Origin of the sequence: Corallococcus sp. CA041A (genome assembly GCF_003612075.1) — a bacterium.
GTDB lineage: Bacteria > Myxococcota > Myxococcia > Myxococcales > Myxococcaceae > Corallococcus > Corallococcus exiguus.
Window position 1 is genome coordinate 1 of record NZ_RAWF01000204.1, and the last position, 17,806, is coordinate 17,806.

At 67.4% G+C, this 17,806-nt stretch carries 12 protein-coding genes and 1 other RNA gene; 1 reads left to right on the top strand and 12 read right to left on the bottom strand.

Features of this window, described 5'->3' with window-relative positions; genetic code table 11:
• Nucleotides 1-98: 98 nt before the first annotated feature.
• The 11 genes from D7V77_RS29875 to D7V77_RS29925 all read right to left on the bottom strand — a co-directional run bounded on the left by D7V77_RS29875 (nucleotide 99) and on the right by D7V77_RS29925 (nucleotide 16,573).
• Nucleotides 99-1,460, bottom strand: a complete 1,362-nt coding sequence (locus tag D7V77_RS29875) for a restriction endonuclease subunit S (RefSeq protein WP_120579700.1) — start codon at nucleotides 1,458-1,460, stop codon at nucleotides 99-101.
• Nucleotides 1,457-2,893 carry an N-6 DNA methylase gene (locus tag D7V77_RS29880; protein ID WP_120579701.1) on the bottom strand — a complete coding sequence of 479 codons (1,437 nt, stop codon included), beginning with the start codon at nucleotides 2,891-2,893 and terminating at the stop codon, nucleotides 1,457-1,459. Before D7V77_RS29880 ends, D7V77_RS29875 begins: the two co-directional genes overlap by 4 nt.
• Entirely contained in the window at nucleotides 2,890-6,276 is a 3,387-nt protein-coding gene (gene hsdR, locus D7V77_RS29885) for a type I restriction-modification system endonuclease (protein ID WP_120579702.1), read from the bottom strand. Before hsdR ends, D7V77_RS29880 begins: the two co-directional genes overlap by 4 nt.
• Nucleotides 6,277-6,374: 98 nt before the next feature.
• The gene (locus tag D7V77_RS29890; RefSeq protein ID WP_147452204.1) at nucleotides 6,375-8,165 is read right to left on the bottom strand and encodes a lipopolysaccharide assembly protein LapB; all 1,791 of its coding nucleotides are present in this window, start codon (nucleotides 8,163-8,165) and stop codon (nucleotides 6,375-6,377) included.
• Nucleotides 8,162-10,447: a DnaJ domain-containing protein gene (locus D7V77_RS29895; RefSeq protein ID WP_120579704.1), complete on the bottom strand. Its 2,286-nt coding sequence runs from the start codon at nucleotides 10,445-10,447 to the stop codon at nucleotides 8,162-8,164. Before D7V77_RS29895 ends, D7V77_RS29890 begins: the two co-directional genes overlap by 4 nt.
• Nucleotides 10,444-11,964 (bottom strand): S16 family serine protease, encoded by a 1,521-nt coding sequence (locus D7V77_RS29900; RefSeq protein WP_120579705.1) that lies wholly within the window; start codon nucleotides 11,962-11,964, stop codon nucleotides 10,444-10,446. Before D7V77_RS29900 ends, D7V77_RS29895 begins: the two co-directional genes overlap by 4 nt.
• A gap of 8 nt (nucleotides 11,965-11,972) precedes the next feature.
• The gene (locus tag D7V77_RS29905; protein WP_120579706.1) at nucleotides 11,973-13,751 is read right to left on the bottom strand and encodes an Hsp70 family protein; all 1,779 of its coding nucleotides are present in this window, start codon (nucleotides 13,749-13,751) and stop codon (nucleotides 11,973-11,975) included.
• 46 nt (nucleotides 13,752-13,797) lie between these two features.
• Nucleotides 13,798-14,295, bottom strand: a complete 498-nt coding sequence (locus D7V77_RS29910; protein ID WP_120579707.1) for a hypothetical protein — start codon at nucleotides 14,293-14,295, stop codon at nucleotides 13,798-13,800.
• Nucleotides 14,296-14,512: 217 nt separating this feature from the next.
• Nucleotides 14,513-15,250, bottom strand: a complete 738-nt coding sequence (locus D7V77_RS29915; protein ID WP_158624513.1) for an SUMF1/EgtB/PvdO family nonheme iron enzyme — start codon at nucleotides 15,248-15,250, stop codon at nucleotides 14,513-14,515.
• Nucleotides 15,251-15,369: 119 nt separating this feature from the next.
• Entirely contained in the window at nucleotides 15,370-16,137 is a 768-nt protein-coding gene (locus tag D7V77_RS29920) for a tRNA(His) guanylyltransferase Thg1 family protein (RefSeq protein ID WP_120579709.1), read from the bottom strand.
• On the bottom strand, nucleotides 16,124-16,573 hold the full coding sequence (locus D7V77_RS29925; protein ID WP_120579710.1) for an AAA family ATPase: 450 nt from the start codon (nucleotides 16,571-16,573) through the stop codon (nucleotides 16,124-16,126). Before D7V77_RS29925 ends, D7V77_RS29920 begins: the two co-directional genes overlap by 14 nt.
• A 162-nt stretch (nucleotides 16,574-16,735) precedes the next feature.
• On the opposite strand from D7V77_RS29925, the gene rnpB reads away from it, so the two are divergent.
• An RNA gene (gene rnpB / locus D7V77_RS29930) (RNase P RNA component class A) lies at nucleotides 16,736-17,129 on the top strand.
• A 9-nt stretch (nucleotides 17,130-17,138) separates the two neighbouring features.
• Here rnpB and D7V77_RS29935 read toward each other — a convergent pair.
• Nucleotides 17,139-17,702, bottom strand: coding sequence for a hypothetical protein (locus D7V77_RS29935; RefSeq protein ID WP_120579711.1), 564 nt, complete (start codon nucleotides 17,700-17,702; stop codon nucleotides 17,139-17,141).
• Between the last annotated feature and the right edge of the window lie 104 nt (nucleotides 17,703-17,806).

Below are 17,806 nucleotides of genomic sequence, written 5' to 3' on the forward strand. Positions count from 1 at the left end.
GGCCTCGAAGGCTTCCGCGATGCGCGCCCACTCCGGCTTCTCCACCTGCTTCGCCATGCCCGGAAGCGTCCGCCGCGAACCGCTCCCCCGGCAATCCCTCACGGCACATCGTTGGCCGGACGGTTACCATCAATGCTGGCGGCCTTCGCGAAGGCTTTGGTCACTCGGCCAACCAGGACGCGTTGCTCAGCAAGCGGAGGAACAGGAATAGGGACCCTTCTCAGGTCGCCACCTGAAATTCCCACCTGACCGGCAGCCGACTTAGACCTTTCATCAATGAAGGCTCTTGATGCGCCGCAGCTCGCAGCCATGGACACAAGCTCAGGTAGGACGAACCCCTCTACAACGCGGCCTCGGATGAGCTTGTCGGGATAAACAATCGGGCACTGAAGGCCGCGCACGACAGCACATGATCCGACCAGATCCGCGTTACCATTGTATCTAGTGAAAAGAAGATCACCTTCCTTCAAAAGGTACGGGAAATGCTCGTCACTCTCAGGAAGGTAACGTAGATCAGTCAAGTCAACGGACAATGGACGTACTGCACTGATACGCAAGATAGGCAGCCCAGCTTCGCGATCCGGCTTTGCCGCAATTCCGTTGCGCAGTGCGGTCAGGAGCAGATCGAGCGGCGCCCAACTCCATCCGGTTGGAAGCTCGGGCAAAGCAGGAGCGTCGAGCGGTACCGGCTCTTCGTAGCGGTCCTTCCACCTGTCATCCCTAAGCATCTTGCCACTCGTCCGCATCCGCTTCAGTTCGGCCTCCTCCCAGCGGCTGTACCTCTCGGAGCGGATCCGCTCCAGTAGCGCTGATGCGGGCTCCACATCCGGGTTGGCCTCACGCCAATCCCGTGTCAGGTCACCCCGGAACGCGGCTGCGAGCACCGACTGCCGGAATCGCGCAAGCAATGCCGGGATGACGTCCAGTGCTTCCTTCGCACGGCGGCTACGGGCCAGGAGTGCTTCGAGCTTGGCGACGATCCGGCGCTGTTCGTTGAGGGGCGGAAGCGGAACGTCAAAATCCAAAATCATGGCCTTAGTTAGCGCCTGCCTAGTCGCGCCATACTGCTCGGACATGATCATTTGCTGCATTAATGGAGCCCGGAGAAAATACCCAACGAATTTAGGTTCAAGTCCAGGTCGTGGCCTAATGATGCACACGTGTTGATTAACTCTGGCTCCCGCCATATCCGCTGGCGCAAGCGTCACCCGGCCAATGGAGGCCCCTGTGATATTCAGGAGAATGTCATCGGGAGCGACAACAACGCCGTCGAGCGCATGGGCCTGTTCTTCCGATAGGAATGCAAGCCCCTCCCGGTCAAAGCCCTCGAAACGCACATTCATCGAGCGGATCAAAGGGACACCGGCCATCTGGTAGCTCTCTTGGCCCCCCTTGGGTGTGGCGCCACTTCCAACTTTGGTTGTGGCTTCGGCGACCTTGATCGAGGCCCAACTGTTCATCCTACCTCCGAGGAGCCGCTCAGCAGCCCTTCAAGGGCTTGGACTTCGGAAACTGCTACCTGCAACTGCTCCCGGATTTCGGCTGCGATCGCCTCGGGTTCTGGCAGGTCATCGGTACTCCTCATCCCCTCATCCTTGAGCCAGAGCACGTCTAAGTTGTCGCCACGGGCTTTGATCTCCTCGCGGCCGAACTTCCGGAACCGGCCCTCGGTCCCCTGGTCGCTTCGCTTGCTCTTGCCGTGCGGGTCAGCACCAAATGCCTTTTCGAAGTCGGCGAAGTGACTCCGCAAGAATGGCGTCCGCTTTCCATAAGCAGGAGCGCCAGTCCGCATATCGTAGAACCAGACAGCCTTCGTATTGCCCTTATCCCGTTGTCCCCGCGTGAAGAACAGCACGTTCGTCTTCACCCCTTGCGCGTAGAAGATACCTGTCGGCAGTCGCAGGACGGTGTGCAAGTCGCACTTGTCCATGAGGTCGGCGCGGATCTCCTGACCGACGTTCTCCTCGAAGAGCACATTGTCCGGAACGACAACGGCCGCGCGACCACCGGGCTTCAGTCCCCGATACACATGCTCCAGGAACGCGAGCTGCTTGTTGGAGGTCGGGAACGTGAAGTCATCGCGCTCGGGCTTTCCTCCGCCCTTCTTGGTCCCGAACGGCGGGTTCGTGATGATGATGTCAGCCTTTGCTAAATCACGCCCCAAAGGAGAGAGCGTGTCGCCGAGAAAAAGCTCTCCCTCAAGGCCATGCAACGCCATATTCATCAAAGCTAGGCGTCGCGTCTCAGGAACCAGCTCCACACCATAAAATGCTTTCCTGCGTTGGAACTCTTGAAGCTTCACTTCAAGGTCGTGATATTCGTCCGTCTGTGAGCGGACGTACCGGTCGGCAGCGATGAGAAACCCGCCCGTCCCCGCGGCAGGGTCCTGCACGGTCTCACCGGGCTGCGGCTTCACCATGGCGATGATCGCGTCCACCAGGGGCCGAGGCGTGAAGTACTGCCCCGCTCCGGACTTCACCTCCGTGGCGTTCTTCTCCAGGAGCCCTTCGTAGAGGTCGCCGAGGTCTTCCCGGTCCACTCCGTACCAGTCGAGCGCATCCAGGGCCTTCACGAGCGCGTTCAGGCTCTTCGGATGTCTCAGCGATGTATTGGCATTCGCGTAGATGTCCTGGACGCGGTTGCTGCCCTTTGTGCCGAGATAGAGGAGCAGTTCCTTGTAGAACCGAAGCTGATCTACTCCCTCCTGCCTGACCAAATCATCCCAGCGGTACCCCTTGGGGAGCTGATCCTCCCGCTTGGTCTCCTTCGCCATCTTCAAGAACAGCACGAAGGCCAGCTCGGCGACGTACTGGTGGTACGTCACCCCGTCTTCACGGAGCAGGGAGCAGAGGTTCCAGAGCTTCTGTACGAGTTCGTTCGCGTTGGTGTTCATCCGGTTGCCTTGCCACCTTGTTGCCAGAGAGCGTCGTTCAGGTCAGCAAGGACCTGCTCCAGACGACCCTCGAAGACCTTGTTGAAGTACGTGAAGCCACCACTGGCCCCAAACTGGCCCTGGTCGAATGCGTCCCTGTCTACAACGGACTCGACCTTGAGCTGCTTGGCGATCCGCTCCAGCCACTTCCGCTGCGGTGGCGTCCAGGCCTTCGCTTCCAGCACCTTGCGCAAGGCCCGGTCCACACGCTCCGAGTACGGGACCAGCGCCTCTCCCAGTGCCCGCTGCCGGATGAAGCCGATGATGGAGGCCGCGATGTCCTGGTTGGTCGTCTCCCGCCAGGCCGTCTGGAGCGAGGTCTCGTTGTAGCCCTCCCTGTCCAGCGCCAGCTTCAGCTCCTTGAGCTGCTGGCGCGTCAGCTCACGCGGCCGCTGGCACACCATCAGCAGCGCTGGGAGCACGTTCTGGTTGTTCCGGATGAAGGCCCCGAAGTCGTTCAGGTAGTCACCGGGCCGGACACGCCCCGGGCCGTAGCCCCGCTCCACGGACTTCAGCGAGTCCTCGTGATGGCTGACGTAGATGGGCGGCACGGGCCCCGTGGTCGTATCGAGCACCTCGCCCACCTGCTTGTGCGCTGAGAACCAGGCCGCGACCTCGGCGGAGGACTTCTTCCGGAGGAAGAGCAAAAGGTCTCCGACGGGCATTCCAGCGGCAGCCTCGAAGTGCTCGGCGGACTTCTGCTCGATGGACCGCCGCTTGCGCTGGAGCTTGACCACGAACTGATCAATCACCTGCCGCTGTGCCTCGGCGTCCTTCAGGCTCAGGAGTTCCTGGGCGAGCTGCACGAACGTGAAAGACGGATTCACGACGACCGGCTTCATCGACGTGAAGCGCTCCAGGGCCGCGTAGAGGTCCACGGCATCGAAGATGCGGAAGACCTCCTTGCCGATGTCGTCACACCGCCGCGTCCCTCGGCCCAACATCTGCTCGTAGAGGATGCGGCTCTTCACCCGCCGCAAGAACACGAGGTTCACGATGGGCGGTACGTCGATGCCGGTCGTGAGCAGGTCCACGGTGACGGCGATGCTTGGCTGCTTCTCGTTCTTGAAGAGACGAATGAGGTGGAGCGGCCTGTCCGAGCTGCCGGTGATCCTCACCACGGCGTTGTCGTCCACGCCCCCGTACCGCGCGTCCAGCGCCTTCTTCAACTCCTTGACCACCAGGTCCGCGTGGTCCTCGGTAACGCAGAAGATGAGGGTCTTACCGTCAGCGGCAGGATCAATCTGCCGAGCCAATTCCTCACAGACAATCCGATTGAAGTTCTCGGTGATGACCCGGGTGTTGAACGCATCCACGTCGAAGGACAGCTCGTCCTTCATGTGGATGAGGTCGAGCTGCTGGGTCTCGACGTTCCAGGTCGCGGCCTGCTCACCAGCGGCCCAGCGGATGCCTCCTTCGGACAGCTCGGTGGTGATGCGGATGGGCGGCTCATGGTCCACGAGCCAGCCGTCGATGACCGCTTCCGGGTAGCTGTACGTGAACACCGGCTCGCCAAAAATCTGCGTGGTGTGCAGAGCGGGTGTCGCAGTCAGTCCAATCTTCACCGCATCGAAGTGGTCGAGGACCCGCCGATACGTGCTGATGTAGTCGTCCTGGCTCCGGAAGCTCAGCTCCGTGTCGCTCATCTCCCGGTCGAGGGTGTACCCCCGGTGGCACTCGTCCACGACGATGCAGTCGTAGTCGTCCACGTTCGGCCGTTCGCCGTCGTCGCTGTAGAGCGTCCGTTTCACCATCCCCTGAATCGTGGCGAAGTGGAGCTTGGTCTCAGGGTCCGGCCGGATGTCCTCCATGCCCTTCACGTTGAAGATGTCCGTGAAGGTCTGAAGCCCCTCCAGACGCGCGTGCTTGAAGGCGTTGATGGCCTGCTCGCCCAGGGCACTGCGATCCACGAGGAAGAGCACGCGGCGGAAGCGACGGGTCTTCACGAGCCGGTACACGAGGCCGATGAACGTCCTCGTCTTGCCCGTGCCCGTGGCCATGGCGATGAGACAGTCGCGGCGCCCTGCCTCCAGCGCCGACTCGACGGCATGGATGGCATTGATCTGGTAGTCGCGCAGACCGAGATACTCGGTCGGCTCCACGCGCAGGGCCGCTTCGGATGCAGCCTTGTCCTGCTGGAGCAACCCCTTCAGGCCCTCTGGCGAGTACCAGTCGACGAGGGCCCGGGAATGGTTGGTCGGGCGCCGCGCATCGAGGAAATGGATTCCACTCTTCAGCTCGAGTTGGCGCAGGTACGGCCTGCCGTTCGTCGCGAAGAGGAAGGGCACCAGGTACTTGCCCCAAGGCCCCCCTGGAAGGACCTCCTCCCCCTGGACCCGATATCCCTCGCTGTACCGCTTCGCTTGCTGGATGGCGCCCGGTACGTCCTTGCTCCGGCGCTTCGCTTCGACCACGGCCAGGACCTCCAGACCCGCGAAGAGGACGTAGTCCGCGGGACCGCTCGCGGTGGGCCACTCCGCGATGGCCATGTTTCGGCCACGCTGCGGACGAACGCCCGCCGCGAAGGTCAGGGTCTGCGAGTCGACCTCCCAGCCCACCTGACGGAGCTGCGCGTCGATCAGCTTGCGCGTGTCGGTCTCGTCCAGGTCCAGGTCGGAGCCGGCGGACTGCGCCTGCCGAACCAGGATGTCGAGCTGCTTCGTGGGTGTCGCCTTCGCCTGAACTTGAGCAGCGTCAAGCTGGGCCCGGAGCTTCGCCTCCGCTTCCTCGGCGAGCGACTGCCAGACCTCGCGCTCCTCGGCGTCCTTGCGAGCTCGATCCTCAGCGGAAAGCCGCCGCCGGGCCTCCTCGGCTGCCGCGGACTGAGAGGCCTCCGCACCGAGCTTCGCATGCGCCAGTTCACGCCGAAGCCGCTCCAGTTCCTGCGCGAGCACCTTGCTCTCCTGCGCTGGGTCAGGCGGCGGGATGAACGGCCCGGGGTTGAAGTTGCGCTCCTTGCTGAAGGTCCGGTGGAACCAGATGGCCAGCACCCGAGCGATCTTCAGTCCATGAAGGGCATCACTGTGCGTTCCCCGGACCTCATGCGCGGCGGCGTTACCTGCTCGGCGAAGATCATGAAGAACCTGGCGGACCTCGACAGTCAGTGCACCGCGTGAATCCAGTGCACGGATGAGGTCCACCTGGTTCTGGTCCGGTGAAGCGAGCAGTCCGAGGTTCGCGGCGGCTCGCTGTGCGAGGACCTCCGCGAACTGCCGGAGCTTCATCAGGCAGGTGGTCGGGTCTTCGGCGAAGTAACGCTCGGCCTGGGCACCCAATGCGACGAGCAATGGGTCATGGTTCGACAGGAATCCGAAATTCGCGGAGCGCGGCTGGGGAGCAGGCACCCCACAACTCTATCGAATGTTCACAGCCTCCCGAGATCTGGACAGGTGATGCTGGGTCCGAGCTACCCCCGTAAGCCCGGACGACTGCACACCTTCTGTCAAGGCACCGAATCCCCCGCCACCGCGCCAGACGGCTTGGGACGGGTCCAGTGCTCGATCGCGATGCTGACCGCGCCGGGCAGCAACACTTCCTTCTTCACCCGTGCATACGCCGCCTTGGAGTCCTGGCCCCGCGCATCCAGCTGGCGCGCGAGGACCAGACGGAGCGCGGCCCTCTCTCCCCAGTCCAGCGTCGCCGTCAGCGACTCCACGGACAGCTTGCCGCGCAGCACGTCCTGCAGCTCGCCGTAGCCCAGTTCCACGCCGGAGATGTCGAGCGTCCTAGCTGCCAGCGCGGCGTCCCCGAGCCTCTCGAACTCCGCCGCCAGCAACATGCCCGCCTCGGAGCCGACATGGCGGAAGCCGAAGAAGTCGACGTGCGTGGAAGCCCGCGCGGCGAACTCTGGCTCCTCGGCGAGCGCCAGCATCAGCCGCGCCGCGGTCTCGACCGAACCATCCTGCGCGCTGCTCGGCGCCTCGGCATCCGGAGGTTGTCCCAGCGAGGCCGAGAGCCACCGGGTCACCAGTCCCTCCGGCTGGTCCTTCTGGGCCCACGCGACGAGTTGCCGCATCGCTGCGTTCTCCTTGCCGTCCTGTGACGCGTGTCCGACCAACTTCGCGTAGAGCAGCACGTCATCCAGGTCCGGTGGATCCTTCTCCGCGCCAGCCTGGAGCAGGCGCTCCGACAGCCTGCGCGCCGCCTCCGCGCGGCGGCCCAGGGCCACCAGCACTTCGGCATGCGTGTCCTGGTAGCGCGAATAGTCCGGGTCCCCCTGCTCGATTGCATCCAACAGCGGGAGCGCATCCGCCCAGCGCTGCTGACGTGCATACCGCACCGCCAGCGCCCGGCGGGGAAGCAGCTCCCCGGGATGATTGCGCACCAGCGCCTCCAGCCGCGCGGTCCCCGCGGGCTCGGCCTCGACGCGCGCGAGCATCACGGCCATGACCAGGGAGTCGGGATGGCGTTCCACCTCGGACTGGTAGTACGCGCGAACCTCGTCAGTCGTCCGCCCGGCGCGACGCATGTTGTACATCCACGCCCGCTGGGCATCCACGCTGTCCGGCTGCGCGTCACGCCGCTCCCGCGTGGCGGCGAGCGACGCGAGGAGCCCTTCGTCACGCGCGAGCACCATCCTCGCGACAACGGCGGCGTTCTGCGCGCCCGGCGTCTCCGGCAGCGCCCGCGCGAGCTCTTCCGCCAGGCGCGCGGCCTTGGCCGTGTGGTGGTTCGTCATCAGCCAGCCGTAGCTCGTGGCCCAGCCCCCCGGCACCTGGCCCAGATGCATGCGCGTGGTGGAGCGGCCATCCTCCTTGCGCATCGAGAGGCGCTTGGGAGGTTCGGTGAGCATGTAGTCGATGTGTCCAGCCCGCAGGAAGGGCGTGCCCGCGAGGACCAGTGGCGCGGACTCAGGCGCGGTGGTGCCAGGAGCGTCGTCCCGCGAGTAGCGGACCGTCGCCATGTAGAGCGGAGCGGCGCCCAGCAGGTTGTAGACGAAGAGGCCACCCTCGTCGGTCACGTACACCGTCTCGTGGGCCAGCGTGGCCGCCCCGCTGCGCACGTCCACGTCCAACGGCCCGACGGGCATCTGGCGCACCCGATGATCATTCGCCGAGAGCGAAAACTGCTCGCCGCCCGCGGTGACCGTGACCGAGGTGTCCAACGCGTTGACGAAGAGCACCTGCTCATGCGTGTCGAGGGACCGGACCGCGCCCACGATGGCGAGCGCACAGACACCGATTCCACCGAGCAGCAGCATGCCCTGGCGGGGAGAAGTCGAAGGAGCACTCACGGCCGGGCCTCCTGGGTGAGCGTCGAAGCGGTGAGCAACAACGGGCGGCGCTCGCCCGCGCCGGGCAGCTGCCAACGGTCCACCCACGCATGGAAGAGGACCTCCAAGGCACGCGGATCCGCCGCGTCGGCCACGAGTTCCAGCGGAGGAGCCGGCACGTCCGCCCCGAGCCCTTCCTGGGTCACCGACCAGACCCGCTGCGGTGATGCGCCTCCCGGGCCGGGGTTCGACGCCTCGCGCACACGCAGGGTGAGCACCGGCGGCCCGTCACCCGGCAGCCCCCGACCTCCGTCCACGACGAGGACGCCCTGCCCCAGCGCTTCATCCACCGTCCGTTGCCATGCGTGCACGATCAAGTCCGAAGGGTCATCCCGCTCCGGCGTCCGCGTCCCGGCGGGCGCCTCCCACGTCACGGTGACGCGGCGGCTGTGGTTGCGAGAGACGGCGTCCAGCAACGCCGTGAAGAGCGCGCGGGACGGCGCGGCGGCGCTGCCTGGATCCAATCGGGACTCCATCCGTGTCCGCGCCTTGCCCAGCTCCGCGTCCACCCGGGCCTGGAGCTGGGGGACGAAGCGAGGGTCGGGCTGCTCGCGCAGGTACTCGAGCATGGGGCTCAGGTCCTCACGCGACGCGACTCGCATCCAGGCGTGCTCCGCGGACAACCGATTCTGCGGCCACACGGCCCCGCCCACGAGCAACACGCCGATCCCCGCGGCGGCGAATACACCGGGCCAGGGAGAAGGCGTGTTCGGTGCTCGCACGTGGCCTTGCTTGTCCGCGCTCGACAGCAACGCCGGAGGCAGGTGCTCCACGCCGCTCTCCGCGTCCAGCATTCCCCGGCCGAGCAACTCCAGCACCCGGCGGCGACGGGCGATGAGTTCCTGGGCCAGTGACTCCGCCTTGTCCTTGCCCCGCACGGTCAGGACCATGCGCTTGTCACTGAAGCGCAGCTGGATGTTGGTGTGCTGGTAGACGCCGTTGGTCTGGTGATTCACCAACTGCAGGTCCTGCAGGTGCACGAGCGGCCACACGGTGATGCGGTCGATGGCCACCTGGATCAGATGCAGGGGATGGATGGTGTTGAAGCGCCCGTAGGGGCTCGCCATCACCCGCAGGAGATAGCGGGCCTGGAAATACATGGCGCCGGAACCGAGCGCCGCGATGGCCGCCCACCCCACCCAATCCCAGACACCGCGCTCGTTGGTTCCCAGGAAGAGGAACGCCAGCAGGAAGCACAAGGCCGTGGCGCACACCAACGTGAAGAGGGCCGGCATCACCCAGGTCGTCAGGACGCGCCAGCCGCCGATCCGCTCGGCCTCCGAGTGCAGCCATTCACGGGTGACGGAGGGCAGTGCGTCCACCTCCACGGTGACGCTCGTTGGATACGCGACCTCCGTGGCGCTCTCCGGGTTGAAGCGCCGGCCGAACGCGAGCAACTGGTTCGCGCCCTTGGACTTCTGCTGGGCGAAGAGATGCGCGGCGGCCGAGGAGAGCTGGCCTCCAGTCCAGCGGCGCAGCTCGGCGTCGGCGTCCTCCGGCAGCTCGGCGTCGAGCCGCTCCAGCTCCTTCGCGGCGTTGGCGTCCTGGCCGAACTCCAGCATCGTCGCGATGCGCCGCACCTTGAGGGCGAGCACGTCCATCCGTGAGATGGCGGGCAGCGACTGCGCCTGCTCGAGCACCTTGAGCGCGTCCGCCACCTGCCCCATCGCCTCCAGGCAGTCCGCCAGCGCCACGCGCGGGCCCACTTCCGAAGGGCCGTGCTTACCCGCGCGCCAGAAGGCATCCGCGGCTTCCTTCATCTGCTCCAGCCGGAGCAACGCCCAGCCCCGTTGCAGGTGCCCCTGCCAGGAGTCCGGTGCCCGCGCGAGCAGGGCGTCGAACTCCGCCAGCGCCTCCTTGGCGTCGCCCTCGTAGAGGAAGTGACGGCCCAGCAGGATCCGCGCGTCGTGGAAGTCCGGCTGTTCGTTGAGAAGCTCTGTGAGGAGCCTCCGGCCACCGACCTTGTCACCTGCCTCGAACAGGTTGATGGCTTCCTGGAGCGCGGCGTTCTTCGCCGCCTCCGGGCCATCCGCCTGTTGCGCGGCGCTGGCGTCGAAGGCCTGGCGTGCCTCGGGGTCGTTGAGCAGCTCGTACGCTTCGCGCAGACGGCGGAACTCCTCCGGATGCGTCTCCGGCGGGTTCTGCCGGACGCGCTCGAAGTACGCCTTCTTGATGGCGCGGGCGTCCGCGTCCTTCTCGACGCCCAGCACCTCGTAGGGGTTCTGGCGGGCTTCGTTGTTCACCGTCGCTCCAGTCCTGGCGTGTTCACGGCCGCGTTCACGAGCCGCCACGCCTCATCCAAGCTGTCCACCGCGATCAATCGCAGGCGTCCGGACACTTCGGGCGGCAGCGCCGCCACGTCGTCCAGGTTGCGGCGCGGGTGCAGCACCACGCGCATGCCTTCGAGGTACGCGGCCACCAACTTCTCGTGCACGCCGCCCACCCGCCGCACTTCACCGTTCAGCGTCAATTCACCCGTCACGGCCAGCCGCGCGGGCAACGGGCGCTGCGTGTACGCGGAAAGGCCCGCCAGCGAGAGCGCGAGCCCTGACGACAGGCCGTCCTTGCCGACCTCCGTGTCGGTGTAGTGCAGGTGCAGGTCGTAGCGGGTCGTGAGCGTTCCCAGGCTCAGCGCGGGAGCTCGGGCACGCACCACGCTGAAGGCCACGTCCGCGGCCTCCTGGCCTTCGGGCCCCACATGGCCACTGCACCGCAGCACGCCGCGCCCGGGCACCGCGATCGCCTCCAGCGGCGAGACATGCCCGCCCCCCGGATGCCAGCCGAGCACCCCCACGCGCCCGACCGCGGGCAGGTCACGCGCCAGCAGACGGCGACGTTCAGCGATTTCGGCCTCGCGGCCCGCCGCCGCCAGGGACTCTCCGTTCGCGGCCGCGCGGGCATAGAGCGCTTGTGCCTCGTCCAGTGATCCAGCTTCGAGCCGAAGGTCTCCCAGACGCAGCGCCGCGGCCCCCGGTGCCCCCGCCAGGTCGAGCACGGCGCGACGGGCCTCTTCGACCTGGGCGGCGGGACGTCCCTCCAGCCACAGCAACTCCGCGCGAAGCAGGGCCGCGGCGGCGCGGGTCCGGGTCGCCGCGGGTGCGATGACGAGCTGCCGCTTCACCTCCGCGAACGAGCCCCGGGAGAGCGCTTCGACAGCTGCGTCGAGCTTCGCCTCGGAGAGCGCGGCACGCGCCGTGGGCAGCTTGAGGGCCTGGATCGCCTGCTCCAGGGGAGGCGCGTCCAGCATGGCGGTGGTCGCCGGAAGTCCGAGCGCCGCGCGAGCCCCCAGCACCGACTCCGCGAGGCGTGGATCCTCCGGTGCAAGGAGACGGGCCCGCTTGAGCGCGGGCATGGCTTCGGACGGCCGGTTCGTGCGCTCGCACAGACGGATGACGGCGCGCCAGGCCTCCAGTTCACCAGGGGCGGCTTCGGTGGCCTCGAACGCATGCACGAGCGCATCGTCCGGCCGCTCCTCCTCCAGGAGCGTGATCAACTCCGCGCGCAGGGATGCATCCCGGGGCGTTTCGCGAACGGACGTCTGCAACATCTTCAGCGCCTCTGTCCGCTTGCCGTCGCGCGCCCATGCGCCGCACAGGAGACGACGCGCGGGCCCACCTCCGCCCAGGTCCAAGGCCTTGCGCGCGTGCTCCGCGGCCCCGCGAAAGTCGCGCTCCTGGAAGAGCGCTTCGGCCAATGCCAACCGAGCAGACGGTTCGGACGGGCGCAGCACCACCGCACGCTTGAGCTCGGTCAGCAGCATTCGCTTGCTCAGCCCAGGTCGAACAGCAGGTCCGTGAGCTCTGCGTCCAGGCGGGCCGCGGCCCCCCGGTCACCCTTCGCACGAGCCTCACGCAAGGCATTGCACAGCGACTCCAGCCGGGGACGCACGCTCGCTGGCGCGGTCGCGATCCGTTCGGTCGCCGCGTTCAACAATGCGGCCGCGTCTGCATCCGGAGACACCGCGGGCGGAGCCACGGACACGGGTGCGGACGACGGCGTTGCCGGCACAGGGGCCGCGCCCCACTCGCGAGCCAATCGCTCCTTCGCCTCCAGCCGCTGCTCCGGCCCCAGGCGCTGCGAGCGCTTGTCCACCACCAGCGTGGCCTCCTTGCCCGTGGAGACCACCCGCGTCGTCACATCGAGGATGCCGTTGATGTCGTACGTGAACGTGACCGCGACCTTCTCCGACCCCGCGCGCCCGGGCGGCACGCCCTCCACCGTGTACGCGTCCAGCAGCAGGTTATCCTTCACCAGCCGGGCCTCGCCCTGGAACACGCGGATCTCCACCGCGCGCTGCCCGTCCGCCGTCGTCGCGAAGGTCTCCGTGCGCGACACCGGCACCGTCGTGTTGCGCGGGATGAGCGGAGAGAAGACTCCGCCCACCCGCTCGCGCCCCACCGACGCCTGCACCTCCACTCCCAGCGTGAAGGGACACACGTCGGTGATCATGATGCCGTGCGCGGCGCTCACCGCGCCCGTCTTCAGCCCGGCCTGGAGCGCGGCGCCCAGCGCCACCGCCTCGTCGGGGTGCACGCCGTCGCGAGGCTCGCGCCCGAAGTATTCGGCGACCAGCCGGCGCACCAGCGGCACGCGCGAGCTGCCACCCACCAGCACCACCTCCGCGATGGACTTCTTCGCCAGCTTCGCGTCCTTCAGCGCGCTCTCCATCGGTTCGAGCGTGGAGCGCACCAGGTCCGTGATCAGCGCCTCGAACCTCGCGCGCGTCACCTCCACCTCCAGGGACGCGGGCGTGCCGCCCCGGCCCGGCGCGAGGAATGGCACGATGACCGGCGTGGCCTCCACGGACGTGAGCGCGATCTTCGCGGCCTCCGCCGCCGCCTTGAGCCGCACCTGCGCCGCCAGGTTCCCGGCCAGCGACACGCCGTGGGCGCGCTCGAACTCCGCGCCCAACCACGCGGCCAGCGACTGGTCGAAGTCACTGCCTCCCAGCTGGTTGTTGCCCGCGGAGGCCTTCACGTCCAGCACGCCCTGGAACATCTCCAACACCGACACATCGAACGTGCCGCCGCCCAGGTCGTACACCAGCACGTACTGCTCGGCGTCCAGGTGGTTCACGCCGTACGCGAGCGCAGCGGCGGTGGGCTCGTTGAGCAGCCGCTCCACCTTGAGCCCCGCCAGTTCTCCCGCGTCCTTGGTCGCCTGTCGCTGCGCATCGCTGAAGTAGGCGGGCACCGTGACCACGGCCTCCGTCACCGCGCCGCCCAGCGCCCGCTCCGCGTCCTCGCGCAGCGCACGCAGGATGAGCGCGGAGATCTCCGTGGGGCTGTAGCGCCGGTCCCCGAGCATCACCGGCAGGTCGCGGCCCATGCGCCGCTTCACCTCCGCGATGGTGCGCTCCGGATGCACGAGCAGCTGCGCGCGCGCGGACTCGCCCACGTGGAGCCGACCCTCCGCGTCCAGCCCCACCACCGACGGCGTGAGGCGCTGCCCCAACCGGTTGGTCAGGAGGTTGGGACGGCCCGCGCTGTCGAGCGCGGCCACCAGGGAGTGCGTGGTGCCCAGATCAATGCCAACGACGTGACTCATGAGAAGTGAACCCAGGGCCTTTCGGCGAAGGACCGCGAACGGCGGACTAGGACTCCGGCGGCGTCCACGGCTGCGCGGGCACGGCGACGGTGGCGGCTTCCGATGCCGCGTACATGCGGCGCAGCTGATCCAGCCCCTCTTCGCCGATCCCCGCCTCGCGAGCGATCTCCATCGCGCGCTCCGGCGATGCGTGGGTCACCCACTTCCACTTGTACGAAGCGATGAGCCCCGCGATGCAGGACAGCGCGAGCACGCCTGGGACGATGGCGTCCGTCTGCTCGTGATCGCCGAAGGCGACGAAGCCGACGACGAGCGAGATGAGCCCCGCGACGATGAACAGGAAGCGCGCCCACGCCACGAGCACGGACTTGCCGCTCATGGAGATGGCCTGCCCGCGCCAGCCATCGCCCTCCTCCGCCGTGACAAGCCAGCCCTCCAGCGGGATGAGCGGCACGAAGTTGATGTGACCGAACTTCGTCGCGACGAAGCCCAGGCCTGGAATCTCATCGACCTTGCCAAAGAGCCTCGAACCGAAAATGACCATGTGCTTCCCCCTCAAAACCGTCGCGCCGTGCCGCGAAGGCACCCGGGCGCGTGCGCGCGAATCCTGCGGCACCCGGGCGAACACGCGCAATCCCCCGCCCCGGGTAGGACAGCGCCTCACGACCTCGTGGGCCACCGCCCTCCAGAACATACGGACCAGGCGGGAAAGACTGGTTCCACGGCACCCGGAGTGACCCTGCCCTCCGACGCCGCGTCGCTCAGCGCCGGTGCACGCAGCGGAACCCCACCCCCGTCAGGCCGTTCTTCGGATAGGCGAGGCCCCGGTGGGCGGACCGGAACAGGGCAGGCATGTGATTGAGCCAGGAGCCCCCACGGTGGACGGGCTTCTCCGGCACGCCAGAGGGTTCTGAAGGCGCGTCCTCGCCCAGCCGCTCCTGGTAGCCGGTGGCGGTCCACTGCCACACGTTCCCGGCCATGTCGCAAAGCCCCCAGCCGTTGCATCGCGGCCCGGCGTGGACCACCGGAGCCGTGCCACCAAGGCAGCCGCGCGACGTGCACGACACCGAGCCGACCACGTGCTCCGCGTCGAACGACTCGCCCCACCAGAAGGCGGAGGCTGTCGAGGCACGCACGGCGTACTCCCACTCCGCCTCCGTGGGAAGTGCACCGCCCACGAGCTCGCAGTAGGCCCGTGCGGCGCGCCAGTCCACGCAGTTCACCGGATGGTCCGTGCGCTCGGAGTCCAGGTTGCAGCGGCCGAGCCATTCCGCTGGGGTCTCCGCATCGGTCCACCAACGCGCTTGCGGATCCTTCGCGCGCACCTGCTCACGTCGAGCCGCGAAGGCCCGCGCCGTCACGGGCGTCACGTCCATCTGGAAGCGCTCGAACGCGACCTCCGTCCGGGGCCCTTCGTCCACATCCCGCCCCGGCTCGCCCGCCGGTGAGCCCATCTCGAAGCGCCCGGCCGGCAGCCACACCGATTCAGGCGGGGGCACGGGCTCCACGCGAGCGGAGCGTGGAGCCGTGCCTTCTTTCGCTGTTCCACAGCCCGCCATGAACACAAGGAGGGCGGCGCCCGAACGCACCCGGAAGGAAGTCGAAGTCATCCCAGGGACTATCGCTCCACGCCCTTCAGCAACGACAGGATGAAGGCGCCGTACGCATCCTTCATCGGCAGCTCGTAGTCCACCTTGATGCGGCGGCGCTCCGCGAGGACCGTCTCCCCAGTCCTCGGGTTGCGAGCCTCCTTCGCGTACGTCTCCCGGTAGAGCCCCGTCCCGCGCTTCTGCCAGCTCGGCACGTCGTTGAAGTTCACGCCCCGCTGGAAGAGCAGCTCGTTCTTCTCCGCCACCGACAGGCGCATGAGCATGCTCGTGGCCTCCGCTACGTTCTTCCCTTCGCGACGCAGGCTCCAATAGCAGTGCGCGTTCAGCGCGTTCCGGACCGCGTCCTCGTTGCGCCAGCGGAAGTAGTCGCGCACGAGCCCCGCGTTCGGCAGCTCGCAGATGCGGCAGTCGAACACGGCCAGGTCTCCCAGGAGCAGCGAGAACTTCGCGCTCGCCTCCCCCGCGAGGATGGAGTTGAGCTTGCGCGTCTTGCGCCCGAAGGCGTCCTCGTCCGGGTGGAAGAGCAGCGAGATTTCGTCGCTCTGCGTGTAGCCGTAGACGACCCGGAAGCCGCAGTCCATCAGGTGCCCGGTCGTCGCGACCATCAGGTCGCGTACGCGCACGTCGAAGGGGCTCTCGAAGGCGTGCACCTCCTTCGTGAGCCGCGTGAAGCCGCGCCCATCGATGCGCGCCACCATGAACACGCCGGGCAGCACGCACAGGTCGTGCGCGGTCTCGAACACGCGCATCTTCTCGTCCAGTTCATCGAACTTCACGTTGCCACTCCTCCACGGTGAAACCGTCCGGCCCCAGCCGGACGAAGAAAAGCGCGTCGAAGCCCTCCTCGGGATGGGGGACCTGCAATCGCTTGTACGTCCCGAGCACGCCCACCAGCGGCACGCGCTGCTCCGCCGGGCGCTGATCATTCCGCAGGAGCGCGTCCGCGACCTTCGACTGGAAGTAGAGCCCCACCACGCGGAAGCCGAACTGCTTCGCGGCCGCGATGTAGCGGGAGCGCTCCGCCACCGTGGGGTTGGTGTTGTCCACCACGAAGGGCTGCTTCGCTTCCAGGCACGCGCGCAGCAGCACCTTCTCCCGGTGCCGCGTCTTGAGCATGTCCAGGCTCAGGCGAACGTGCGTGGTGAAGAAGCGCTCCCGGTAGAAGCTGCTCTTCCCCGCCCCCTGGATGCCCGTGAAGATGACCGCTTCCATGCCGCCCCTCCCTCCCACGAAGGCCGCTCGCGGGGACTTTGGGACGCTCAGGCGCGGGGAAACCCGACAGGCCCCCGGACGCCCGCCCGTCGGCGGCTACACGACAGCGCCTCTTCCAGAAGGTGGACCCGCCCGGGCTGGCTGTTGTATCCCCAGAGTGCCGGAGCGGTCCGGGTGAACGCCGGCCATCGCAGGCATGGATGGCGGGAGGAAAGTCCGGGCTCCAGAGGGCAGGGTGCTGGCTAACGGCCAGTCGAGGCGACTCGCAGGAAAGTGCCACAGAAAACAGACCGCCCGTTCCCGCAAGGGGGCGGGTAAGGGTGAAACGGTGCGGTAAGAGCGCACCGCGTCCGGGGTGACTCGGACGGCACGGTAAACCCCACCTGGAGCAAGAGCCAATAGGAGCGCGTCCCCGAAAGGGGACAGGGATGGCCCGTCCCATGCGTTCGGGTTGCTCGCTGATGAGGTCCCTGGGCAACCAGGGCCCTAGATGAATGTTCGCCGCCCATCCCGAAAGGGGTGGGGACAGAACCCGGCTTACAGGGCCGCTCCGGTTTTTTCCCTGTTACTTGCCCACGGGGACCTGCGCCAACAGCAGGCGCCCCCGGCCGTCGTTGCGCACCGCCTCCGGGTTGGTGATGGGCAGCCGTGCGTCGTTGCGCGGCTCCCACAGCCCCATCCACACATTGACGGCGCGCGGCGACGCGCCCTGCGGCAGGGCGATGACGAACTCGTCCTTCACCGTCTCGCCCACCTTCCACTGCGTGGTGGGGTACAGGCCGCCCGCGGGCTTGTGGTCCACGTTGAGGCGCTCCATGCGCCCGTCCGCGTCCTCCAGGTGCACGAAGACGAGGTAGTCCTCTTCAATCGGCTGGAGCACCTTGAAGAAGACGGTGACGCGCGCCTGGTCCCCCACGGGGATGCGGCCCGGCTGCACGGACGCGCCCACCACCTCCACCTTGCCGCCCAGATTGGCGCCGCTGCGGATGGACAGCGGGGGCACCTGGGCGACGGTGGCCGCGCGGCGCTCCTGGTCGCTGGCCCCTCCGGGGGCCTCCACGATGCAGGCGCTGGAAGTCCCCAGGAGGACGGAGGCGGTCAACAGGACGTTCAGGGGCGGAAGGCGCATGACGGAGGCCTGTTCTACCCGGCCACGGGCGCTGCATCCAACTGCGCGTTGGTGTATGCGGAGCGGCGATGAAGACCCCGAGCCCCCTCGACGCACTCCTGGCG

Excerpts from the sequence above, each read along its gene's own strand:
- D7V77_RS29875 (WP_120579700.1), bottom strand. The coding sequence starts at position 1,460 with ATGAACAGTTGGGCCTCGATCAAGGTCGCCGAAGCCACAACCAAAGTT.
- D7V77_RS29880 (WP_120579701.1), bottom strand. The coding sequence starts at position 2,893 with ATGAACACCAACGCGAACGAACTCGTACAGAAGCTCTGGAACCTCTGC.
- D7V77_RS29900 (WP_120579705.1), bottom strand. The coding sequence starts at position 11,964 with ATGCTGCTGACCGAGCTCAAGCGTGCGGTGGTGCTGCGCCCGTCCGAA.
- D7V77_RS29905 (WP_120579706.1), bottom strand. The coding sequence starts at position 13,751 with ATGAGTCACGTCGTTGGCATTGATCTGGGCACCACGCACTCCCTGGTG.
- D7V77_RS29910 (WP_120579707.1), bottom strand. The coding sequence starts at position 14,295 with ATGGTCATTTTCGGTTCGAGGCTCTTTGGCAAGGTCGATGAGATTCCA.
- D7V77_RS29925 (WP_120579710.1), bottom strand. The coding sequence starts at position 16,573 with ATGGAAGCGGTCATCTTCACGGGCATCCAGGGGGCGGGGAAGAGCAGC.
- D7V77_RS29935 (WP_120579711.1), bottom strand. The coding sequence starts at position 17,702 with ATGCGCCTTCCGCCCCTGAACGTCCTGTTGACCGCCTCCGTCCTCCTG.